The sequence below is a fragment of the Streptomyces sp. NPDC055140 genome, assembly GCF_053607285.1.
In genome coordinates this window covers 148860-170381 of record NZ_JBSGTG010000015.1, presented here as the reverse complement: position 1 = coordinate 170381, position 21522 = coordinate 148860, and the positions used below count along the sequence as shown (strand labels likewise).

Here is a 21522-nt window from a genome sequence, read left to right as displayed (position 1 = left end):
CCAGACAGTACGTACAGGTAACTTCCCAGCTGGTAGGCGAATAGCTCGTACGCGTAGACCTCTTGGAGCCGTGATGCCCGAAGCCGTGATCGTCTCGACCGCCCGCTCTCCCATCGGCCGCGCCTTCAAGGGGTCCCTGAAGGACCTGCGCCCGGACGATCTGACCGCCACGATCGTCCAGGCCGCGCTGGCCAAGGTCCCCGAGCTCGACCCCCGGGACATCGACGACCTGATGCTCGGCTGCGGTCTGCCCGGCGGCGAGCAGGGCAACAACCTGGGCCGCATCGTGGCCGTGCAGATGGGCATGGACCACCTGCCGGGATGTACGGTCACCCGCTACTGCTCGTCGTCGCTGCAGACCAGCCGCATGGCGCTGCACGCCATCAAGGCCGGTGAGGGTGACGTCTTCATCTCGGCCGGTGTCGAGATGGTGTCGCGCTTCGTGAAGGGCAACTCGGACTCGCTGCCGGACACGCACAACCCGCTGTTCGCCGACGCGGAGGCCCGTACGGCCGCCGTCGCCGAGACCGAGGGCGCATCCTGGCACGACCCGCGCGAGGACGGCCTTGTCCCGGACGCGTACATCGCGATGGGCCAGACCGCCGAGAACCTGGCGCGGACGAAGGGTGTCACGCGCGCGGACATGGACGCGTTCGGTGTGCGTTCGCAGAACCTGGCCGAGCAGGCCGTCAAGAACGGCTTCTGGGAGCGGGAGATCACCCCGGTCACCACCCCCGACGGCACGGTCGTCTCGCAGGACGACGGCCCGCGCGCGGGTGTCACCCTGGAGGGCGTCTCGGGCCTGAAGCCGGTCTTCCGCCCCGACGGCCTGGTCACGGCCGCGAACTGCTGCCCGCTCAACGACGGCGCCGCGGCCCTCGTGATCATGTCCGCCACGAAGGCCCGCGAGCTCGGCCTGACGCCGCTCGCCCGCATCGTCTCCACCGGCGTCTCGGGCCTGTCCCCCGAGATCATGGGCCTCGGCCCGGTCGAGGCGTCGAAGCAGGCGCTGAAGCGCGCCGGGCTCGGCATCGGCGACATCGACCTGGTCGAGATCAACGAGGCGTTCGCCGCGCAGGTCATCCCCTCCGCGCGTGACCTCGGCATCGACGAGGACAAGCTGAACATCAACGGTGGCGCGATCGCCGTGGGTCACCCCTTCGGCATGACGGGCGCCCGCATCACCGGCACCCTGATCAACAGCCTCCAGTTCCACGACAAGCAGTTCGGTCTGGAGACCATGTGCGTCGGTGGTGGCCAGGGCATGGCGATGGTCATCGAGCGCCTCAGCTGACCCAGGGGTCGACTTGCACCTCTGCTGAATCGTGATCCAATCTCCCCCAGGATGTGACGTATCTCCTGGGGGAAACGGTTTTTGCAGGTCAGCAGGGCTCCCGGGGCATAACACCCCTAAACACCCGACCAAAAGAACTGTCCATTTCGTGACGTAATGCACTGACAGCGGGATGGTCCAGGCTTCAAGCTGATGTAGGAAGTCGGGGGTCGACTTGAAACCGGGAGTACGTCAGTGAGCGCCATGCCTCTTGCTTTGCTCATCGCCACGGCCGCCGCCACGGCCGTGGGCGCCGCTGCCCTGCACACCGTCCACGGACTGCGCAGGCAGATCACCGAACTGCGGGACGAGCTCGCCCATGACCGCGCCATCGGCGCCGGTCGTGGCGTGCCCGCCGCGCGCACCACGCCCGACACGGAGGAGATACGCGCGGCCGTCGCCGACGCACTCGCGGAGGAGCGGGAGCGCGAGCTCGCCGAGGCGCGTGCCTTCTGGGCCGCGCAGGAGGCGCGGGACGCCTCCGACGCGCCGTCCATGCTCGGTGGCGCGCTGGGTCTCGGTGACGATCTGTTCATGCCGCGCCAGGCCGATTTCGCGGGCCTGGAGCCGGGTCTCGCGGCGGGCCTCGAGCCCGTGGTGGAGCCGGCCGACGCGGGCGCCGACGAGTTTGCCGGGGAGTCCGCGGAGCTCGCGGCCGCCCGTCGCCGGCACCCCTCGCACCCCGACTTCGTGCCGGTGCAGTCGCCCGTCTCGGGCGGAAGCAGCGACCACGAGCGGACGGTGGCGTGTCTGGAGGAGCTGGCCGACGCCCGCACCGCCCTGGCCGATGTGCGCCCTGGCCCGCTGGGCACGCTCGACGTGTACGTCTTCGTGGACGGCACGACGCTCTGCATGACCCCCGGCCACCGCGAGACCGCGGAGCAGCTGGCCGCGGCGCTGCGCGAGGGCGAGTCCCCCGTGCTGCTGGGCGGCTCGGGTGTCTCGGGCGCGTACGCGCTCACGTTCGCCTGCGGCCGCGAGAACGTCTACATCCTGGCCGACCGGGTCATAGCCTCCGTCTGAGCGAATCCGCTCGGCTTCCGTCCCCACACATCGAAGAACGCGCCGGGTCGGCTCACACCCCGGCGCGTTTTTGTGCCTCCTCGACGAGCGTGAGCGCCTCGCCCAATTGGGCGGGGTTCTGAAGGACGACGGACAGGTCGCGCGCGGCGACGGTGATCTGGTCGGAGCCGGCGAACATCCCGGCGTCCGGCATCTCCCGTACGGGTCCCTCGGGGTCCTCCAGGCGCTGCGCCCAGGCGGACAGTTCCCTGGCGAGGGCGAGCGCCTCGGCGGCGGCCCCCCGCTGGAGCCTGCTCTGCGGCGCGGCGCGCAGCCGGTCGGCGAATCGGTCCACTGCGTCCGTCAACGGCGTCGTATCGAGCATGCCGCGACCCTATGCGCCTTCCCTCGACTGTTGCCAACAACCGAACGCTCAGGCACGGTGGCCTGAAGGACCGGCTACATCGCAACGCGTCCGGAGGCGCCGATGTCCCAAGTGTTCTCGCAGGAGACCCACCAGAATCTGCTGGCTCGCATCCCCCACTGCACCGGTCGTGAGATCTCCGACTGGCTGCGCACCGTCGAGGAAGGCCCCTGCTTCCTCCGCTTCGAAGACAAGGTCAGCTGGCTGCGGGGGGAACACGACCTCGCGTACGGCCACGCCAAGGCGATCATCCACGAGTACGACCTGCGGCGGGCCGCCCGCCGCCTGGGCTGAGCCTTCCACCCACGACCCACCCGTCCCCACAACAGCCGCACCCATGAAAAAGGACCCGCACACCGATGGTGCGCGGGCCCTTTCAGGTCTGACTGCCGGGTGATCAGTCGTTGCCCTGCAGGATCGCGATGAGGCGCAGGAACTCGAGGTAGATCCACACGAGGGTCATCGTCAGGCCGAACGCGGCGAGCCAGGCCTCCTCGCGGGGGGCGCCGTACGCGATGCCGTCCTCGACCTGCTTGAAGTCGAGGGCCAGGAAGCACGCGCCGAGCAGCACGCCGATGATGCCGAAGACGATGCCGAGGCCGCCGCTGCGGAAGCCTAGGCCGTCACCGCCACCGAAGACGGCGAACAGCAGGTTCACCGCCATGAGCAGGATGAAGCCCATGGCCGCGGCCATCACGAAGCCGTAGAAGCGGCGGTTGACGCGGATCCAGCCGGCCTTGTACGCGACGAGGACCGCGACGAAGACCGCCATCGTGCCGAGCACGGCCTGCATGGCCGCACCGCTCGCGATGTAGTTGTCGACGATGCTCGACAGGACGCCGAGGAAGACGCCCTCGAGCGCCGCGTACGCCAGGATGAGCGGCGGCGACGCCTTGCGCTTGAACGACTGGACGAAGCCCAGCACCATCGCGATGAGGCCTGCGCCGATCGCGATGCCGTACGACTTGTTGATGTTCGCGGTGTCGACCGGCAGCAGCGCCCAGGCGAGCGCGGCCGTCAGGACGAGGACGCCGAGGGTGGTGGCGGTGCGCATGACGACGTCGTCCATCGTCATGCGGCCGGTGGTGGCCGGGGCCTGCGGCGGAGCGCCGTACTGCAGGTCCTGCTGGGCGTAGGGGTTCTGCGCGTACGGGTTGTTGCCGGCGTAGGGGTTGCCCTGTGTGCCGACTGCGGGTCCCCCGGCCTGCGGCTGGGCGTTGAAGCCCGCGTAGCCGTTGTCGCGGCTGAACCCCCGTCGCGAGAAGACCGGGTTACTGCTCCTCATCTCACTCCTCCATAGCCACCCTGCGCGGCCTTGGCTCAAGGGTAATAGGCAGGCAAAGACCCCAGCCTAGTGCTCAGGGAGGATCTTTCCCATCCTGTTACCCGCAACGTCCGGGGCATGCCCGGTGTTCCGCCGAACGAGTGGCACCAGGGAGATGGCGACGGCGCCGAGGACCGCGGCCGCGGCGAAGGTGGTGAAGCCGAGGCTCGCGTTGCCTCCGGCGACGACCGCGCCGCCCAGCCAGGGGCCGACGACGGCTCCGGTGCGGCCCACGCCGGTGATCCAGCCGAGGCCGGTGGCGCGCTGGCCGGGCGTGTACACGGACGGGGCGGCCGCGTAGACCATGACCTGGGCGGAGAAGAGCCAGACGCCGGTGACGAAGACCAGGGCGTACGCGACGCCGAGCGGCAGGTGCGCGCGGAGCAGGAAGGCGCCGCAGGCGGTCAGGACGAACCAGAGCGCGGACACCTTGACCGCGCCGAACCGGTCGGCGGCGCGGCCCGCGACGAGCATGCCGACGATGCCGCCCGCGTTGATCACCATCAGGAAGGTGACGGACGAGGAGAGCGAGTAGCCGGAGGCGCGCATCAGCTCGGGCAGCCAGGTGGAGACGCCGTAGACGAGGAGCAGGCCGGCGAAGGAGGCGACCCACAGGAGCGGGGTCGCGGCGCGGGTGCCGGGTGCGAAGAGCGAGGCGACGGCGGCGAAGCGGCCCTTGGCGCCGGCGGCGGGGGCCTCGGCGCGGGTCGGCTCAGGCAGCCCGTAGCGGGCGGCGACGGCGCTCGCGTCGGCGGTACGCCCCTTGGCGAACAGGACGGCCGGGGATTCGGGCAGCCACTTCAGGACGAGGGGGACGGCGATGACGGCCGGGATGACGCCGGTCCAGAAGACGACGCGCCAGCCGTGGTCGGGGCCGAGCGCGAGGCCGAGGCCCGTCGCGGCCATACCGCCCGCGTGGTACGAGGTCATCATCAGGCCGGTGGTGAGGGCGGCCCTGCGGGGCGGGGCGAACTCGGCGACGAGCGCGAGGCCGATCGGCATCAGGCCGCCGAGGCCGAGCCCGGCGAGGAAGCGGCCCCCGCCGAAGGCGGCGGCGCTCGGGGCGAGCGCGCACACGGCGGAGCCGGCGGAGAAGAGGGCGACGGAGCCGGTGACCATGGGCTTGCGGCCGAGCCAGTCGGTGAGGGTGCCGCAGCCGAGTGCGCCGATCAGCATGCCGAACGTGGTCCAGGAGCCGATCGTGCCGGCGGTGGACGCGGTGAAGCCGAAGCCCTTGTCGTCGAGGAGGTGCGGCATGACGGCGCCGTAGATGTTGACGTCCATGCCGTCGAAGAAGACGACGAGCCAGCACAGGGCGATGACGGGGGCGACGGCCCTGAAGGTGCGGGGCGGGGAGGGTATGGCGGTGCCGTGCGAGGTGTCGGGGGACATGAGCACTCACTTCGTCGTGGGTACGCGGGGACGGGTGTGCGGCGGTTCGTGGACGGGGCTCAGTCGAGGGGGAAGCCCGTGTAGCCCTCGGCCAGGTCGGTCTCGGCGGCGCGCGAGGCCGTGATCCGGTCGAGGCGGGCGCGCTGGATGCGGTCGTCGAAGGGCGTCGCGTCGGGGGCGCGGTGCAGCATCGTCGTCATCGCGTACGAGAACCGCTCTGCCTGCCAGACGCGGCGCAGGCAGGTCTCCGAATAGGCGTCGAGGAGCTCGGTGGAGCCGGTCTCGTGACGGTGGGTCAGGGCGCGGGCGAAGGTGACGACGTCGCCGACGGCGAGGTTGAGACCCTTGGCGCCGGTCGGCGGGACGATGTGGGCGGCATCCCCGGCGAGGAAGAGCCGTCCGTGGCGCATCGGCTCGTGGACGTAACTCCTCATCGAGGTGACGGACTTGGAGGTGATGGGGCCGCGCTCCAGCTTCCAGCCGTCGGCGGTCTCCAGGCGCAGGTCGAGTTCGTCCCAGATCTCCTCGTCGCTCCAGTCGTCGGCGTTCGTGCCCTCGGGGACCTGGAGGTAGGCGCGGGTCATGTAGGAAGAGATGGGGAGCGAAGCGACTTCCTCGGAAGGGCGGCGGCGGGAGACGGGCGGGCGCATGGACAGGAGGGCGAAGCCGCGGTCGTGGCGGGCGTAGACCAACTCGTCGTGGGACGGGGCGACATCGGCGAGGATGCCGAGCCAGCCGAAGGGGTACGTGCGCTCGAAGACCTGGGAGACGTCGGCGGGTACGGCCTTGCGGCCCACGCCCCACGAGCCGTCGCAGGCGACGACGTAGTCGCAGTCGAGGACGTCCTCGCGGCCCTCGTGGCGGAAGCGGACGCTCGGGCTCTCGGTCTCGGCGCCCTCGACGGCCAGCGCCTCCGCCTCGAAGAGCAGCGGGCCTCCCTCGGCGAGCTGGAGGGCGATGAGGTCCTTGCACACCTCGGTCTGGGCGTAGACCGTCACGGACCTCCCGCCGGTCAGGGCGGGGAAGTCGACGCGGTGGCGGCGCTTGTCGAAGCGCAGCTCGATGCCGTCGTGCGGGAGGCCCTCGCGGTCCATGCGCTCAGCCGCGCCCGCCTCGCGCAGTACGTCGACGGTGCCCTGCTCCAGGATTCCGGCGCGCTGGCGCTGCTCGACGTAGGCCCGGTCCCGGCTCTCCAGGACGACGGAGTCGATTCCGGCGTTGTGCAGGAGCCGGGCGAGGAGCAGTCCGGCGGGGCCCGCTCCGATGATGCCGACGGTGGTGCGCATGGGTACCTTCTTTTTCGCTCAGCCTTGTTCGCGTGGTGAACTTTCGTTCATAATGTGCTCAGCGGAGTCTCCGCCCGGCTCGAACCGCTGTCAACGGTCCCGGGCGGAGAAAACGGTCCCGGGACTTCGGAGGGCACGAAAAAGCGCCGCGGCGATCGGATGCGATCGGCACGCGGCGACAGAAAGCGGCTCGGAAGCGACTCGGTCGGGAGCGGGGAGGAAAAGCGGGAGGTGCCCGGAACCGGACTTGAACCGGTACGCCCGCGAAGGGGCAGCGAGGTTTAAGCTCGCCGTGTCTGCATTCCACCATCCGGGCAGGCCGTGGGCTCCGCAACGAGGTTCTGAGCCTATCGGGACAGATCCCCCGAACAGCGGAACGCCCGCTCGATGTTGTCTTATTTTATTGACGTCTGAGGGTGCATCAGACCACGGTAGCCGCCATCAGCACATGCCGCAGGCCCTTCCGCGCCCGTCGGCGCCCTCGCCCCCGTCACCGTGGATTGACGGGATTTCACCTCCCGCGGTGATCTTCGCTCTCAGGGTCGCGGGTCATCCCCAGGTATGACCCGGGCGGCCCCGGTCCCCCCGAAGTCGCCCCCAGGAACCGGAACAGCGGCTGACTTCACGGCCCGGGACGGCCACGACGATGGAGAGGTCCCTCCAACGGGACCCCGTCCTCATCCGTCGTCCGACAGGAGCCCCCTTCCGTGACCACCACCCCCATCGCCGGCAAGGCCACCGCAGTGGCCGCGCGCGCCACGGATCTGTCCAAGGTCTACGGACAGGGCGAGACCCAGGTGGTCGCGCTCGACCGGGTCTCCGTCGACTTCCGGCAGGCCGAGTTCACCGCGATCATGGGCCCGTCCGGGTCCGGTAAGTCGACCCTGATGCACTGCGTCGCCGGCCTCGACACCTTCTCGTCGGGCTCCGTGCGCATCGGCGACACCGAGCTCGGGTCCCTCAAGGACAAGCAGCTCACCAAGCTCCGCCGGGACAAGATCGGCTTCATCTTCCAGGCGTTCAACCTGCTGCCCACCCTGACGGCCCTGGAGAACATCACGCTCCCCATGGACATCGCGGGCCGCAAGGCGGACAAGCAGTGGCTGGAGAACGTGATCGCGATGGTGGGCCTGTCCGACCGGCTCGGCCACCGGCCCTCGGAGCTCTCCGGCGGCCAGCAGCAGCGTGTGGCCGTCGCCCGCGCCCTCGCCTCCCGGCCCGAGATCATCTTCGGTGACGAGCCGACCGGAAACCTGGACTCGCGCTCCGGCGCCGAGGTCCTCGGCTTCCTGCGCAACTCCGTGCGCGAGCTGGGCCAGACCGTCGTCATGGTCACCCACGACCCGGTCGCCGCCGCCTACGCGGACCGCGTGATCTTCCTCGCCGACGGCCGCGTCGTCGACGAGGTGTACGCCCCGACCGCCGACTCGGTCCTGGACCGCATGAAGCAATTCGACGCAAAGGGCCGCACCAGCTGACGTCCGCCCGCACAGCGCCACCCCGCCGCCTCGTCGCCGTACTCCTGGACTGAGAAACCCAATGTTCCGTACCGCCTTGCGCAATGTGTTCGCGCACAAGGCCAGGCTCCTGATGACCGTGCTCGCCGTCATGCTCGGCGTCGCCTTCGTCTCCGGCACCCTGGTCTTCACCAACACCATCTCCGACGCCTTCCAGAAGAGCTCCGCCAAGGGCTTCGACCAGGTCGACGTCGCCGTCACGCCCAAGACCGCCGAGTCGAAGGGCGACCGGGTCGCCAAGGACCCGAAGCTCACGCAGGCCACCCTCGACCGGGCCGCGAAGACACCCGGCGCCGCCTCCGCCATCGGCGTCGTCAGCGGCTTCGCGGCCGTCGCCGACAAGGACGGCAAGCTCGTCGGCAACGGCTTCTCCACCCAGGGCGCCAACTACTGGGGCGACCACGACCCGCGCTACCCGCTCCAGAGCGGCAAGGCGCCCAGCGGCAAGGGCGAGGTCGCGCTCGACTCGCAGACCGCTAAGCGCGCGGGCTACCAGGTCGGCGACACCGTACGGATGTCCATCGACGGGCCCGTCCTGACGCCCACCGTCACCGGCATCTTCACCACCGAGGACGGCAACGTCGCGGCCGGCGGCAGCCTCGCCCTGTTCGACACGGCGACCGCGCAGCAGCTCCTGCACAAGCAGGGCTCGTACGACGAGATCGACGTCAAGGCCGCGGCCGGCACCGGCCAGGCCGCCCTGCAGAGCGCGCTCGACAAGGCCCTGCCGAAGGGTCAGGCCGAGACCACGACCGGCAAGCAGCTCGCCGACGACCAGGCCGAGCAGATCTCCTCAAGTATGAGTTCGATGAAGTCGAGCCTGCTGGTGTTCGCCGGTATCGCGCTCTTCGTCGGCGTCTTCATCATCGCCAACACGTTCACGATGCTCGTCGCCCAGCGCACCAAGGAACTCGCGCTCATGCGGGCCGTCGGTGCCTCGCGCAGGCAGGTCACGCGGTCCGTCCTCGCGGAGGCGTTCGTGGTCGGCGCGGTCGCGGCTGTCACGGGTCTGGCGGCGGGCATCGGCATCGGCGCCGGGATGCGCTCCCTGATGGGCGCGACCGACGCGCAGATCCCCGACGGGCCGCTCGTGGTCTCGCCCGGCACGGTCGTCACGTCGCTCGTCGTCGGCGTCGTCATCACGATGCTGGCCGCGTGGCTGCCCGGCCGCCGCGCCGCGAAGATCCCGCCGGTCGCGGCGATGAGCAGCGTGCACGCCACGGCGACCACCCGCTCCCTCGTCGTACGGAACACGATCGGCGCGCTGTTCGCGGCGGCCGGCATCGCCTCCTCCCTGTACGCGACGACGATGAGCGACGGCACCTCGGCGCAGGCCCCCCTGGGCCTCGGCGCGGGCCTCCTCGTGATCGGCGTCTTCATCCTCACCCCGCTGCTGTCCCGCCCGCTGATCGCGGCCGCGGGACCGGTCCTGCGCGTCTTCGGGATCTCCGGCAAGCTGGCCCGCCAGAACGCCGTCCGCAACCCGCGCCGCACCGCCGCGACCGCCTCCGCCCTGATGATCGGACTCACGCTGATCACCGGCATGACGGTCATCGCGGGCAGCGCCCAGCAGGCCATCGACAAGATGGCGTCGTCCGCCCTCAAGGCCGACTACGTCGTCTCCATGGCGAACAGGAACTCCCTGTCCCCCGAGGTCGCCGGCAAGCTCGCCGAGGTCGACGGCGTCACCGCCACCAGCGGCCTGAGCAACTCGCCCTCGCGCATCGACGGGCAGACCGAGTTCCTGACCGGCGTCAACGGCGCGACCATCGGCTCGCTGACCGATCTCAAGGTCGACAGCGGCACCTTCCGGATCGGCGGCCGTGACGTCGTCGTGGACGACAAGACCGCGAAGGACCACGGCTGGCGCACCGGCTCGACGTTCACCACGAACTTCGAGGACGGCAAGAAGCAGCAGCTGACCGTCGCCGGGGTCTACGAGGGCAACGACATGATGCGCGGCATCATGCTGGACTCCGCCGTCCTGACCCCGCACGTCACAGACCCGTCCGACATGCAGGTCATGGTGAAGACCGACGGCGGCACGTCCGCCGCCGCCAAGGACCGCATCGAGAAGGCGCTCGGCGACAACCCGGCGATCCTCGTCCAGGACAAGCAGGACATCTCCAACGCGATCTCGAAGATGTTCACGCTGATGCTGAACATGCTCTACGGCCTGCTCGCCATGGCGGTCATCGTCGCCGTCCTCGGCGTCATCAACACGCTGGCCATGTCGGTCTTCGAGCGCTCGCAGGAGATCGGCATGCTGCGCGCGATCGGCCTCGACCGCAAGGGCATCAAGCGCATGGTGCGCCTGGAATCCCTGGTGATCTCGCTGTTCGGCGGCGTCCTCGGCGTCGGCCTCGGCGTGTTCTTCGGCTGGGCGGCGGGCAAGCTGATGGCGACGACCCTGACGACGTACGAGCTGGTCCTGCCCTGGGGCCGGATCGGGATCTTCCTCGCCTTGGCCGCCCTCGTCGGCATCCTGGCGGCCCTGTGGCCTGCCCGCCGCGCGGCCCGGCTGAACATGCTCGCGGCCATCAAGTCGGAGTAGCGATACGGCGGATGGGGCGCACCGGCCGAGTGCCGGTGCGCCCCATCGTGTTTGTCCGGGCCGTCAGTTCCAGGTACGCGCCCGCAGGGGCATACCCGGGTCGCCCGACAGGGGCGTCTTCACGGCGAGGATCTGATTCACCCCGATCTTGTTGCGCTCGAAGCTCAGCGCGCACGCGGCCATGTACAGGCGCCAGATGCGGGCCCGGCCGGGGCTCGTGAACTTCACGGCCGCGGGCCAGCCGGCCTCCAGGTTGGCCACCCAGCGGCGCAGCGTGAGCGCGTAGTGCTCCCGGATCGCCTCCAGGTCCCTGACCTCGAAGCCGGCCCGCTCCAGGAGCCCGGTGGTCGTGCCGACCGGCGCGAGCTCCCCGTCCGGGAAGACGTACGCGTCGATGAACTCGTCGACCTCGTACGTCGACTCGTCCTTCTGGGGGCGTCGGCCGATCTGGTGGTTGAGGAGCCTGCCGCCCGGCTTGAGGAGGGCGTAGAGCGCCTCGGCGTACTCCAGGTACCGCTCGGAGCCGACGTGTTCGGCCATGCCGATGGACGAGATCGCGTCGAAGGGGCCGTCGCGCACGTCGCGGTAGTCCTGGACCCGGATCTCCACCCGGTCGGTGAGCCCCTCCTCGGCGACCCGCTTACGGGCGTACGCGGCCTGCTCCTGCGAGAGCGTCACGCCGACGACGCCGACGCCGTACTCGCGGGCGGCGTGGATGGCCATGGAGCCCCAGCCGCAACCGACGTCGAGCAGGCGCTGACCGGGCGCCAGGCCGAGCTTGCGGGAGACGAGTTCCAGCTTGTCGCGCTGGGCGTCCTCGAGGGTGCCGTCCGGCGAGTCCCAGTACGCGCACGAGTAGACCATCGAGGGGCCGAGGACCAGCTCGTAGAAGTCGTTGCCGACGTCGTAGTGGTGGCTGATGGCCCGTCGGTCGCTGCGCTTGGTGTGCAGATGCAGGCGGCCGTGCCTGCGCATCTCCTCACCGGGCGGGGCGGGCGGCAGGAAGGGCCCGGCGAGCTTGACCAGCTCGGCGACGGCGGCCCTGACCCTGGGCTCCTTCAGGGCCTCGACGAGGCTCCTGCTGTCCTCCTCGGGGCGCTCCCAGATGAGTCCGGCCATCCGGCCGAGGGCGTCGTACAGATCGCCCTCCACGTCCAGGTCACCGGCCACCCAGGCGCGGGCCAGGCCGAGTTCTCCCGGCTTCCACAACAGGCGGCGCAGGGCGCGGCGGTTGCGTACGACGAGAGTGGGTCCGGCGGGCGGCCCGGCCTCCGAACCGTCCCAGGCGCGAAGCCTTACGGGAAGCGGTACTCCGAGTAGCTGTTCGGCGAGGTTCTTCAGCCGCTGTGCGGCGTCCTGCATGGCGCACACCTCCGTAATGGGAGACGATCCCGGAATCGTCCAACACCACGTAAACACCAACGGAGCGCTCTCGCAGTCCCGTTACTGCGTTACGGATCGGCAAAATACATGTAGCGGCCATGTATACCGGCAGGCCGGAGCGCCGGCCGGGGCGGATCCGGGAACGCCGAAGGGGCGCTCACACCACGGATGGCGAGCGCCCCTTCAGGGGTGTTACTGGACCGGGGTCAGGAGGCCTTGGCCTTCTCCTCGACCTTCGGAGCCTCGGCGGCGGCCGGAGCCGGCGCCGGCTTGGCGGCCTCGTAGAACTCCTCGCGGGGAGACTCGAGGGCGCCGAGCGCGGTGATGTCGCGCTTCTGGAACATGTTGATCGTCCACTCGGCGATCACACGGATCTTGCGGTTCCAGGTCGGCATGGCGAGCCCGTGGTAACCACGGTGCATGTACCAGGCGAGACGGCCCTTGAGCTTGATCTTCACCTTGCCCATGACGATCATCGCGACGCCCTTGTGCAGGCCGAGACCCGCCACAGCACCCTTGTTGGCGTGCTTGTAGTCCTTCTGCGGGAAGCCCCGCATGCCGGAGACCACGTTGTCGCCGAGGACCTTGGCCTGACGCATGGCGTGCTGGGCGTTCGGCGGGCACCAGGCGTTCGGGTTGCCCGCGTCGCGGCCGACGAGGTCCGGGACCTGGGCGTTGTCGCCCGCGGCCCAGATGTAGTCGCTGCCCTGCACCTGGAGGGTGGTCTGGGTGTCCACGTGGCCGCGGGGGCCGAGCGGGAGACCGAAGCGCGCGAGGGCCGGGTTCGGCTTGACGCCGGCGGTCCACACGACGGTGTTGGAGTCGACCTCGAGGCCGTTGCTGAGCACGACGTGACCGTCGACGCAGGACGGCATCGTGGTGCTGAGGTAGACCTCGATACCGCGGGACTCCAGGTGCTTCCTGCCGTACTGGCCGAGCTCGGGGCCGACCTCGGGCAGCACCTTGTCGGCGGCGTCGACGAGCACGAAGCGCATGTCCTCGCGCTTCACGTTCTTGTAGAACTTGGCCGCGTCGCGCGCCAGGTCCTCGACCTCACCGATCGTCTCGGCGCCCGCGAAGCCACCGCCGACGAAGACGAAGGTGAGCGCCTTGCGGCGGATCTCCTCGTCCGTCGTGGACTCGGCCTTGTCGAGCTGCTCGAGCACGTGGTTGCGCAGGCCGATGGCCTCCTCGACGCCCTTCATACCGATGCCGACCTCGGCGAGGCCCGGCGTCGGGAAGGTGCGGGAGACCGCGCCGAGCGCGATCACCAGGTAGTCGAAGGGAACCTCGTACGCCTCGCCGACGAGCGGGGCGACCGTGGCGACCTTGCGGTCCTGGTCGATGGTGGTGACCCGGCCGGTGAGAATCTCGGCTCCGGGCACAGCGCGTCGCAGCGGGACGACGACGTTGCGCGGCGAGATGCTGCCGGCGGCGGTTTCGGGGAGGAAGGGCTGGTAAGTCATGTACGAGCGCGGGTCCACGACCGTGACGGTCGCTTCCGCATAACGCATCTTCTTGAGAATGCGTCGTGCTGCGTACAGGCCTACGTACCCACCGCCTACTACGAGGATCCTGGGACGCTCCGTGGTGCTCATGCCATCGAGTATCCACCCGTCCGGAGGGGGTCGCTCGTGCGCCCCTTCACAAGCTTGGGTGGGGCCTCTGCTACACTGCGCCGCCCACGTGACCGAGGCCATGGCCCTGGCGGGGAACCACGGTATAACACCGGTCGTTCCGCACCCCTCTTGAGCTGCCGCTCCGGGCATTCGGCGGGGGTGGACCACTCATCCGGTTCATCCGCCCGCAACAAGCCTGGAACGCCCCGCGCGGCAGCCGCCGGAGCACGAAGACCCTCCCCCGCGGGCCATCTGGCCCGGAACCTCGCCCCATGAGGCCGAATTCCTTGTGAAGAACTTCACGAACTTTCCCGACGGGGTGTCGCCGGGGCGTGTCGCCCCCCTCCTTGACCGCGCTCAGACGACGTCCTGAGCGCTCAGGGGAGTCGGCCGCGGGCGGTACCGGCAGGTCAGAAGGGGGGCGGGGAAGGGGTCGGGAGAGGGCCTGGATGGGGCCGGGAACGGGGCGGGAACGGGCTAGGCGATCGACCAGGCGATGCCGTCGAGGATGTCGTGCTCGCTCACCACGACCTCCTTGGCGCCGATCCATTCCATGATCAGACGCAGCACCAGCGCCCCGGAGGCGATGACGTCGACGCGCCCCGGGTGGATGACCGGGTTCAGGGAGCGCTGGTCGTGCGTGGACGTCACCAGCCAGTCCGTGAGCTCGGCGACGCGCTCGTAGGAGATACGGGAGTGGTGGATGGCCACCGAGTCGTACTCGGTCAGGCCGAGCGCGAGCGCGGCGACCGTCGTCACGGAACCGGCGAGACCCACGAGCGTGCGGGCCGCGGTCAGCGGGACGGTCTGCGTCACGAGGTCGAGGGCCTCGACGATGTCCTCGCGGACGGCCTCGATCTGCGCGGGCGTCGGCGGGTCGGTGACCTGGCCGTCCTCCCCCACGAGGTGGCGCTCCGTCATGCGGACGCAGCCGATGTCGACGGACCGCGCGGCCACGACCGTGTCCTCGCCGACGACGAACTCCGTCGAGCCGCCGCCGATGTCCACGACCAGGTAGGGCTTGTCGAGGTCGGCCCGGCCCGTCAGCTCCTTCGTCGCGCCGGTGAAGGAGAACTCGGCCTCCTGGTCACCGGTGATGACCTCGGGCTCGACGCCCAGGATGTCCATGACCCCGCGCACGAAGTCGTCCCGGTTCTCGGCGTCGCGGGACGCGGACGTGGCCACGAACCGGATCTTCTCGGCGTCGTGCGCCTTGATGACCTCGGCGTAGTCGCGGCAGGCCGCGAAGGTGCGCTCCAGCGCCTCGGGCGCGAGGCGTCCCGTGCGGTCCACGCCCTGCCCGAGCCGCACGATCGTCATGCGGCGGTCCAGTTCGACGAGTTCACCCGTGGCGGGGTCGGCGTCGGCGACGAGCAGCCGGATCGAGTTCGTGCCGCAGTCGACGGCGGCGACCCTGGTCACTCGCTCTCCTCGGGCGCGGCCGACACGCAGGGGCCCTTCGCCCACCACTCGGGCAGCATCGCGATGGCCTCGTCGCCGAGCGGGTTCACGCCCGGGCCCGCGGCCAGGGAGTGGCCGACCAGGACGTGCAGGCATTTCACCCGGTCCGGCATGCCGCCCGCGCTCGGGAAGCCCTCGAGGACCTCGATGGCGTCGCGGCGCGCGATGTAGTCCTCGTGCGCCTTGCGGTACGCATCCGCGAGCTCGGGATCCGTCTGAAGGCGCTCCGTCATCTCCTTCATGACGCCGTTCGCCTCCAGCGTGCCGATCGCGGACGCGGCGCGCGGGCACGTGAGGTAGTACGTCGTCGGGAAGGGCGTGCCGTCCTCGAGGCGCGGCGCCGTCTCGACCACGTCCGGGTTGCCGCACGGGCAGCGGTGCGCGATGGCCCGCAGGCCGCGCGGCGGGCGGCCGAGCTGCTCCTTGAACGCCTGGATGTCGGCGTCCGTGGGCGCGGTCGGCTCGGTCTGGGGCGGGGGCGTGTCCATGCCTGGGGGCTTTCCTTCAGTGAACTTCGGTGGGGGTACTGCGGATTCGGGCTTCGAGGCTTCGGGCTTCGGTGAGGGCGGGTCAGTTGTCTGGGCGGTCGGCCTTGTCGACGCCGTCCCAGACGTTCGAGTACCAGGGCCGGCCCTCCGCGCTCCCCTCGGAGCGGGTGCGCTTCGCCGCGGCGGGGTCGCGCGCGACGTAGCCGGTCTCGCCCGGAATCACCAGGTGGAGCCGGTCGCGGATCCGCTGCTCGGCGTACGAGTCGTCCTGCCAGCGTGCCTTCTCGTCGCGCAGCCTGTCGACCCTGCTCTGGGCCTCCTGCTGCCGGCGCCGGAGGTCGGCGATCTCCCCGCGCTGGGACACGTACTGCCTTATGGGGTAGGCGAGCGCGACGACCAGGGTGCACAGGACGAGGGCCAGGAGTGCCGCGCGGCCGGTGAGGCGGGAGCGGCGGGCCTGACGTCTGGTCTGGGAGCGGTAGACGCGCTCGGCGGTCTGCTCGCCGAGCAGACGCAGCCGGGTCGCGGTGGAGAACCGGTCACGGTCCCTGTCCCGGACTCTCCCGGCCATGTTCGCGCCTCCCCTTTACGTGCGTACGTCCCCGCACACGGTACGGGACCGGGTGCGGGGACGTACGTACGACGCTTCCTAAGGCAGTGCCTTAGGGGTGTGCTCAGCCCTTGAAGCGGGGAAATGCGCTGCGGCCGGCGTAGACCGCGGCGTCGTCGAGGATCTCCTCGATGCGCAGGAGCTGGTTGTACTTGGCGACGCGGTCCGAGCGGGCCGGGGCGCCGGTCTTGATCTGACCGCAGTTCACCGCGACGGCGAGGTCGGCGATGGTGACGTCCTCGGTCTCGCCGGAGCGGTGGGACATCATGCACTTGAAGCCGTTGCGCTGGGCCATCTCGACGGCGTCCAGGGTCTCGGTCAGCGAACCGATCTGGTTGACCTTGACGAGCAGGGCGTTGGCGGAGCCCTCCTCGATGCCGCGGGCGAGGCGCTCGGGGTTGGTGACGAAGAGGTCGTCGCCGACGATCTGGACCTTGTCGCCCAGCTTCTCGGTGATGACGTTCCAGCCGGCCCAGTCGTCCTCGTACAGCGGGTCCTCGATGGAGACCAGCGGGTACGCGGAGACGAGCTCCTCGTAGTACTCGGTCATCTCGGCGGCCGAGCGGGACTTGCCCTCGAACTCGTACTTGCCGTCCTTGTAGAACTCGGACGCGGCGACGTCGAGGGCGAGCGCGATCTGCTCGCCAGGGACGTAACCGGCCTGCTTGATGGCCTCGACGATGAGGTCGAGGGCCGCGCGGTTCGAGCCGAGGTTCGGGGCGAAGCCGCCCTCGTCGCCCAGGCCGGTGGACAGACCCTTGGTCTTCAGCACCTTCTTGAGGGTGTGGTAGACCTCGGCGCCCCAGCGAAGGGCCTCGGAGAAGGACTCCGCGCCGATCGGCGCGATCATGAACTCCTGGATGTCGACGTTGGAGTCGGCGTGCGACCCACCGTTGAGGATGTTCATCATCGGGACGGGCAGCAGGTGCGCGTTCGGACCGCCGAGGTAGCGGAACAGCGGCAGGTCGCTGGCCTCGGAGGCGGCGTGCGCGACGGCGAGGGAGACGCCGAGGATGGCGTTGGCGCCGAGCGAGCCCTTGTTGTCGGTGGCGTCCAGGTCGAACATCGCCTGGTCGATCAGGCGCTGCTCGGTGGCGTCGTAGCCGACGAGCTCCGGGCCGATCTGCTCGATGACGGCGAGGACGGCCTTCTCGACACCCTTGCCCTGGTAGCGGTTCGGGTCACCGTCGCGGAGTTCGATGGCCTCGAACGCGCCGGTGGACGCACCGGACGGGACAGCGGCACGACCGGTGCTGCCGTCGTCGAGGCCGACCTCGACCTCGACCGTGGGGTTGCCTCGGGAGTCCAGGATTTCCCGGGCTACGACGACGTCGATGGACGGCACGAGCATCTCCTTCTGGGATGTGACGCAACTACGCCGGGCCGCATGGTCCGGCAACACCTGAGCCTATCCGGCTCCGGGCACCGGCCAGCCGACCGACCGGCCCGTGGACAAAACCGAGAGCGAATTGTTTCCGAACGGAACAAAAAGTCCCGGCCGACAACGGACGAAAGCCCAGGACCCCTCACACACCAAAGCCCCGCCCCGGGCGCGACGGGGGAATGCGCACCCGGGGCGGGGAGTCCTTGGGGGGGGGCTGGTACCGGCCGTCCGCCGAAAGCCGGTACCCGAGCGGCCTGGGGGCTGCCGCTCTCCTCTATTACCTACTTGAGGTGGAGCTGCTGGCCCGGGTAGATCAGGTCGGCGTCCTCGACGATGTCCTTGTTCAGCTTGAAGAGCTTCACCCAGCCGCCCTTGGTGTGGTGCGCCTCGGCGATGGTGCTGAGGGTGTCGCCGGCCTTCACCTTGTACTCGCCGTCGCCCTTCTTGACCTTCTTGCCGGTCGAGGTCTCGACGGTCTTCTTCGACTCCTGCTTCGGGGCGGCAGGCGCCGTGCGCTCCTGACTGCGGGTGGTCGGCTGCTCGGCCTTGCGCTCCGGCTGCGGGGTGGCGGCCGGGGCGGAGCCGGTCGAGGCGGCGGACAGGCCCACGCCGCAGCTCGGCCAGGCACCCTTGCCCTGGCTGGCCAGGACCTTCTCGGCGACGGCTATCTGCTGCGCCTTGGAGGCCTTGTCGGCGGTGGAGGCGTACGCGGTGCCGCCGTACGCGGCCCACGTGGACGAGGAGAACTGGAGGCCGCCGTAGTAGCCGTTGCCCGTGTTGATCGACCAGTTGCCGCCGGCCTCGCACTGCGCGACCGCGTCCCACTCGGAGGCGGTGGCGGCGGAGGCGCCGGTGGCACCCATCAGCGGGACGGCGACAGCGGCACCGGCGACACCGGCGAGCGTGGCGACGCGAACGGCCTTGGACGGGCGGCGGTGCTTGCCCTTGCTGGAAAACAGCATCGAGAGATCCCCTCACCGACGCCTACGAGGTGAGCTGTCGGGTTCGGGCCGGATGAGTGCCCGGTCGCACGTCCTGCGTGCGACTTAACCCCAAGCCGGTCGTTCGGCCGTCTCTCGACGGCCGGGGCCGGCACTTACCTTGGGTCCCCCGCTCCTGCCTACGGCGCTTACGCGACGACTGTTCCCGTACGGACATTGGCAGGATTCGGCGTGACATCCGACGGGGCCCGCTGTGGCGAGCGGTGATGACCGTAAGCAGTGGATCGCCGGAATTTCAAAGACGATCAGGGCCTTTGAGACCCATCTCTCACTCTCACCAAAGCGGACATTAACCCCGAACTGCCGCTACTTTTCGCCCGATTCGAGCCCAAGATCCAGACTCTGACCAGGAAGGATGAGGTCGGGATCGGTGCCGACCGTCTTCTTGTTCTCGGCGTACAGAGCGGCCCATCCGCCGTCCACGTCATGGGTGTCGGCGATGTCCCAGAGATTGTCGCCGGCACGCACGGTATAGGAGCCTTCGTCCGCATTCGCTCCCTTGCGTCCGCTTTCGCCACCGCGCGAGGCGTGGCGGCCCGAGCCGTCGTCGGCGCGCGAGGAGCCCGCGGCGTCGTCCTCGGCGGCGTCACCGCGGTGCCGGCCGGAGGCGGGCGAAGTGGCGGAGTCCGAGCCGTCGGAGGCCTCCGACGAGGGCGTGCCGGAGGTCGAAGTCGAGCCGTCCTGGCCGGACTTGCCGCCCTTGGAGTCTTTTGCGGTGTTACCTGCGGTATCACCCGAGTCGTCGTGATTCTTCTCTCGGGAGTCACCCTTCGCGCCCGAGGACGCGGAGTCCGCCGGCTCGTCGCTCGCGTCGCCCTTCGCGGTGCCGCCGTTCGCCGCGTCGTCACTGCCGGAGTCGCCGGCGGACGCGGACGGGGTCGGCAGGGCCGCCCCGGGATCGACCTCGGCCGCCGCGTCGTCCGTCGTGAGGCCCGAGGTGACCGAGCAGACCGGCCATGCCCGCGGGCCCTGGTCGGCGAGGACCTTCTCGGCGACGGCTATCTGCTGCGAGCGGCTGGCCTGGTCGGCGCGCGGCGCGAAGTCGAGGCCGCCGTAGCCCTCCCAGGTCTCCTGTGAGAACTGGAGCCCGCCGTAATAGCCGTTGCCCGGATCGGCGCTCCAGGAGCCGCCGCTCTCGCACTCGGCGAGCTTGTCCCACGTGGCCGTCGACGCGGCGCTCGCGCTGGTCGCGCCGAGCAGGGGGATCGCGATGGCGGAGCCGGCCACGCCCGCGGCGACGATGAGCGCGGGAGCCTGGCGGGGGCGACGGTGACGACCGTTCCCGGTGAGCATGGAGGCGCCTTTCGGGGGCTCGGGGAATGCTGCGGCGGGTGGTGCCGCGATGACTGGTGAACGTAGCGGGAGTCGAACGCTTGTCACAAGTCGATGCAGCCGAGATCACGTGAAAGTCACAGTCTTGACGGGCTGTCAGTTACGGGGCTTTGTCCGGGCCTTCCTGATGCGGCGTGAACTCGACCGGAAGCGTGCGCAATCCCCGCATGATGAGCCCGCCACGCCAGCGCAAATCGGCAGGTTCCCCCGCGAGTCGCAGGTCCGGAAGGCGCGTCAGAAGCGTGGCGAGGGCGGTCTGTCCTTCCAGGCGCGCGAGAGGGGCGCCGAGGCAGTAGTGGATGCCGTGCCCGTATCCGAGGTGCTGATTGTCACGCCGGGAGAGGTCGAGGGTGTCGGGCTCGTCGAAGCGCGCCGGGTCACGGTCGGCGGCGGCGAGCACCACGAGGACGGGGTCGCCGGCTGCGATGTCCTGCCCGCCGACGGTCAGCGGCTCGGTCGCGAAGCGCCAGGTGGCGAGCTCCACCGGGCCGTCGTAGCGCAGGAGTTCCTCGACGCCGGTCTCCAGAAGCCCGGGTTCGGCGGCGCCGGGGACCAGCGACCGCTGGAGCCGCTCGCGCTGCTCGGGGTGGGTGAGCAGGGCGTATGTGCCGTTGCCGATGAGGTTGATGGTGGTCTCGAAACCGGCGAACAGAAGGATGAAAGCCATCGCCGCAGCCTCGTTCTCGGTGAGGTGCTCACCGTGGTCGGAGGCGCGGATGAGGCCGGAGATCAGGTCGTCGCCGGGCTCGTCCCGCTTGCGGTGGATGAGCTCGACGAGGTAGTTCCGGATCTTCTTCACGGCGCGGGCGACTCCGCCGCGCGGGCCCTTGCCGTGGCGGATCATCATGCCCGCCCAGTCCCGCAGGTCGTCCTGGTCCTCGCGCGGGACGCCCAGCAGGTCGCAGATCGCGTAGATGGGGAGCGGGAAGGCGAAGTCGTGGATGAGGTCCGCCTCGCCCTTGGCGGCGAACTCGTCGATGAGCCGGTCGGTCAACTCCTGTACGCGGGGGGCGAATTCGGCCACCCGGCGCGGGGTGAACGCCTTCGAGACGAGGCGGCGCAGGCGCGTGTGGTCCGGCGGGTCGATGTTGAGCAGATGAGTCATCAGCTCGGCCTTGCGCTCGCCCGGGATGCCGGTCTTGCCCTTGGCGTGGGCGGGCTCGTCGTGGTGTGCGGGGTTCTTGGACAGGCGCTGGTCGGCCAGCGCCTGCTTCGCGTCCGCGTACCGCGTGACCAGCCAGGCCTCGACACCGCTGGGGAGCGTCGTGCGGTGAACGGGCGAGTGCTCGCGCAGCCAGGCGTAGGCCGGGTACGGATCGGTGGCGAACTCCCAAGTGAAGAGTTCGGGAGCGGTGCGCTGCGCGGGCTTGTCGGTCACGCGTCGACGGTATCCGGCGCGGGGCGCCCCTCCG

General features: G+C 70.0%; 18 protein-coding genes, 1 tRNA gene and 1 riboswitch. Of the genes, 5 read left to right on the top strand and 14 right to left on the bottom strand.

Going from position 1 to position 21522, the window contains the following annotated elements; all coding sequences use genetic code 11:
• Positions 1 to 73: 73 nt before the first annotated feature.
• Both ACWFR4_RS26950 and ACWFR4_RS26945 read left to right on the top strand, forming a co-directional pair.
• Positions 74 to 1294, top strand: a complete 1221-nt coding sequence (locus ACWFR4_RS26950) for an acetyl-CoA C-acetyltransferase (protein WP_453654960.1) — start codon at positions 74 to 76, stop codon at positions 1292 to 1294.
• Between the two features lie 243 nt (positions 1295 to 1537).
• Complete coding sequence (locus tag ACWFR4_RS26945; RefSeq protein ID WP_383087125.1) at positions 1538 to 2356, top strand: hypothetical protein; 819 nt, start codon at positions 1538 to 1540, stop codon at positions 2354 to 2356.
• A gap of 52 nt (positions 2357 to 2408) precedes the next feature.
• On the opposite strand, the gene ACWFR4_RS26940 is transcribed toward ACWFR4_RS26945, so the two are convergent.
• Positions 2409 to 2720, bottom strand: a complete 312-nt coding sequence (locus ACWFR4_RS26940) for a hypothetical protein (RefSeq protein ID WP_453458516.1) — start codon at positions 2718 to 2720, stop codon at positions 2409 to 2411.
• A gap of 102 nt (positions 2721 to 2822) precedes the next feature.
• Between ACWFR4_RS26940 and ACWFR4_RS26935 the strand changes: the two genes are divergently transcribed.
• Entirely contained in the window at positions 2823 to 3053 is a 231-nt protein-coding gene (locus tag ACWFR4_RS26935) for a DUF4287 domain-containing protein (protein ID WP_199842040.1), read from the top strand.
• A gap of 103 nt (positions 3054 to 3156) precedes the next feature.
• On the opposite strand, the gene ACWFR4_RS26930 is transcribed toward ACWFR4_RS26935, so the two are convergent.
• From ACWFR4_RS26930 to ACWFR4_RS26915, 4 genes are all read right to left on the bottom strand, one after another.
• On the bottom strand, positions 3157 to 4044 hold the full coding sequence (locus ACWFR4_RS26930) for a Bax inhibitor-1/YccA family protein (protein WP_453654958.1): 888 nt from the start codon (positions 4042 to 4044) through the stop codon (positions 3157 to 3159).
• 66 nt (positions 4045 to 4110) lie between these two features.
• Positions 4111 to 5475, bottom strand: a complete 1365-nt coding sequence (locus ACWFR4_RS26925; protein ID WP_453654956.1) for an MFS transporter — start codon at positions 5473 to 5475, stop codon at positions 4111 to 4113.
• Positions 5476 to 5534: 59 nt separating this feature from the next.
• Positions 5535 to 6761 carry a 4-hydroxybenzoate 3-monooxygenase gene (locus ACWFR4_RS26920; protein ID WP_453458525.1) on the bottom strand — a complete coding sequence of 409 codons (1227 nt, stop codon included), beginning with the start codon at positions 6759 to 6761 and terminating at the stop codon, positions 5535 to 5537.
• 232 nt (positions 6762 to 6993) lie between these two features.
• A tRNA-Leu gene (locus ACWFR4_RS26915) sits at positions 6994 to 7077 on the bottom strand.
• A 391-nt stretch (positions 7078 to 7468) separates the two neighbouring features.
• Between ACWFR4_RS26915 and ACWFR4_RS26910 the strand changes: the two genes are divergently transcribed.
• Both ACWFR4_RS26910 and ACWFR4_RS26905 read left to right on the top strand, forming a co-directional pair.
• Positions 7469 to 8239, top strand: a complete 771-nt coding sequence (locus ACWFR4_RS26910; protein WP_116512584.1) for an ABC transporter ATP-binding protein — start codon at positions 7469 to 7471, stop codon at positions 8237 to 8239.
• Positions 8240 to 8300: 61 nt separating this feature from the next.
• A complete protein-coding gene (locus tag ACWFR4_RS26905; RefSeq protein WP_453654954.1) occupies positions 8301 to 10832 on the top strand; it encodes an ABC transporter permease in 2532 nt (843 codons plus the stop codon).
• Between the two features lie 63 nt (positions 10833 to 10895).
• On the opposite strand, the gene ACWFR4_RS26900 is transcribed toward ACWFR4_RS26905, so the two are convergent.
• From ACWFR4_RS26900 to ACWFR4_RS26860, 9 genes are all read right to left on the bottom strand, one after another.
• On the bottom strand, positions 10896 to 12194 hold the full coding sequence (locus ACWFR4_RS26900; protein WP_453458530.1) for a class I SAM-dependent methyltransferase: 1299 nt from the start codon (positions 12192 to 12194) through the stop codon (positions 10896 to 10898).
• A gap of 227 nt (positions 12195 to 12421) precedes the next feature.
• The gene (locus tag ACWFR4_RS26895; protein ID WP_453654952.1) at positions 12422 to 13813 is read right to left on the bottom strand and encodes an NAD(P)/FAD-dependent oxidoreductase; all 1392 of its coding nucleotides are present in this window, start codon (positions 13811 to 13813) and stop codon (positions 12422 to 12424) included.
• 498 nt (positions 13814 to 14311) lie between these two features.
• Positions 14312 to 15256, bottom strand: a complete 945-nt coding sequence (locus ACWFR4_RS26890) for a Ppx/GppA phosphatase family protein (protein WP_453654950.1) — start codon at positions 15254 to 15256, stop codon at positions 14312 to 14314.
• Entirely contained in the window at positions 15253 to 15783 is a 531-nt protein-coding gene (locus tag ACWFR4_RS26885; protein ID WP_266563371.1) for a DUF501 domain-containing protein, read from the bottom strand. Before ACWFR4_RS26885 ends, ACWFR4_RS26890 begins: the two co-directional genes overlap by 4 nt.
• Before the next feature lie 82 nt (positions 15784 to 15865).
• Complete coding sequence (locus ACWFR4_RS26880; RefSeq protein ID WP_453654948.1) at positions 15866 to 16354, bottom strand: FtsB family cell division protein; 489 nt, start codon at positions 16352 to 16354, stop codon at positions 15866 to 15868.
• 103 nt (positions 16355 to 16457) lie between these two features.
• A complete protein-coding gene (gene eno, locus ACWFR4_RS26875; RefSeq protein WP_453654946.1) occupies positions 16458 to 17744 on the bottom strand; it encodes a phosphopyruvate hydratase in 1287 nt (428 codons plus the stop codon).
• A 314-nt stretch (positions 17745 to 18058) separates the two neighbouring features.
• Positions 18059 to 18739: a transglycosylase family protein gene (locus tag ACWFR4_RS26870; protein WP_453654944.1), complete on the bottom strand. Its 681-nt coding sequence runs from the start codon at positions 18737 to 18739 to the stop codon at positions 18059 to 18061.
• A 4-nt stretch (positions 18740 to 18743) separates the two neighbouring features.
• Positions 18744 to 18915: riboswitch (cyclic di-AMP (ydaO/yuaA leader) on the bottom strand.
• Positions 18916 to 19084: 169 nt separating this feature from the next.
• Positions 19085 to 20071 carry a transglycosylase family protein gene (locus tag ACWFR4_RS26865; protein ID WP_453654942.1) on the bottom strand — a complete coding sequence of 329 codons (987 nt, stop codon included), beginning with the start codon at positions 20069 to 20071 and terminating at the stop codon, positions 19085 to 19087.
• A 139-nt stretch (positions 20072 to 20210) separates the two neighbouring features.
• A complete protein-coding gene (locus tag ACWFR4_RS26860; protein WP_453458545.1) occupies positions 20211 to 21488 on the bottom strand; it encodes a cytochrome P450 family protein in 1278 nt (425 codons plus the stop codon).
• Positions 21489 to 21522: the final 34 nt, after the last annotated feature.

Excerpts from the sequence above, each read along its gene's own strand:
- ACWFR4_RS26945 (WP_383087125.1), top strand. The coding sequence starts at position 1,538 with ATGCCTCTTGCTTTGCTCATCGCCACGGCCGCCGCCACGGCCGTGGGC.
- ACWFR4_RS26935 (WP_199842040.1), top strand. The coding sequence starts at position 2,823 with ATGTCCCAAGTGTTCTCGCAGGAGACCCACCAGAATCTGCTGGCTCGC.
- ACWFR4_RS26880 (WP_453654948.1), bottom strand. The coding sequence starts at position 16,354 with ATGGCCGGGAGAGTCCGGGACAGGGACCGTGACCGGTTCTCCACCGCG.
- ACWFR4_RS26895 (WP_453654952.1), bottom strand. The coding sequence starts at position 13,813 with ATGAGCACCACGGAGCGTCCCAGGATCCTCGTAGTAGGCGGTGGGTAC.
- eno (WP_453654946.1), bottom strand. The coding sequence starts at position 17,744 with ATGCTCGTGCCGTCCATCGACGTCGTCGTAGCCCGGGAAATCCTGGAC.
- ACWFR4_RS26950 (WP_453654960.1), top strand. The coding sequence starts at position 74 with ATGCCCGAAGCCGTGATCGTCTCGACCGCCCGCTCTCCCATCGGCCGC.
- ACWFR4_RS26925 (WP_453654956.1), bottom strand. The coding sequence starts at position 5,475 with ATGTCCCCCGACACCTCGCACGGCACCGCCATACCCTCCCCGCCCCGC.
- ACWFR4_RS26930 (WP_453654958.1), bottom strand. The coding sequence starts at position 4,044 with ATGAGGAGCAGTAACCCGGTCTTCTCGCGACGGGGGTTCAGCCGCGAC.
- ACWFR4_RS26885 (WP_266563371.1), bottom strand. The coding sequence starts at position 15,783 with ATGGACACGCCCCCGCCCCAGACCGAGCCGACCGCGCCCACGGACGCC.
- ACWFR4_RS26870 (WP_453654944.1), bottom strand. The coding sequence starts at position 18,739 with ATGCTGTTTTCCAGCAAGGGCAAGCACCGCCGCCCGTCCAAGGCCGTT.
- ACWFR4_RS26920 (WP_453458525.1), bottom strand. The coding sequence starts at position 6,761 with ATGCGCACCACCGTCGGCATCATCGGAGCGGGCCCCGCCGGACTGCTC.
- ACWFR4_RS26865 (WP_453654942.1), bottom strand. The coding sequence starts at position 20,071 with ATGCTCACCGGGAACGGTCGTCACCGTCGCCCCCGCCAGGCTCCCGCG.
- ACWFR4_RS26900 (WP_453458530.1), bottom strand. The coding sequence starts at position 12,194 with ATGCAGGACGCCGCACAGCGGCTGAAGAACCTCGCCGAACAGCTACTC.
- ACWFR4_RS26940 (WP_453458516.1), bottom strand. The coding sequence starts at position 2,720 with ATGCTCGATACGACGCCGTTGACGGACGCAGTGGACCGATTCGCCGAC.
- ACWFR4_RS26905 (WP_453654954.1), top strand. The coding sequence starts at position 8,301 with ATGTTCCGTACCGCCTTGCGCAATGTGTTCGCGCACAAGGCCAGGCTC.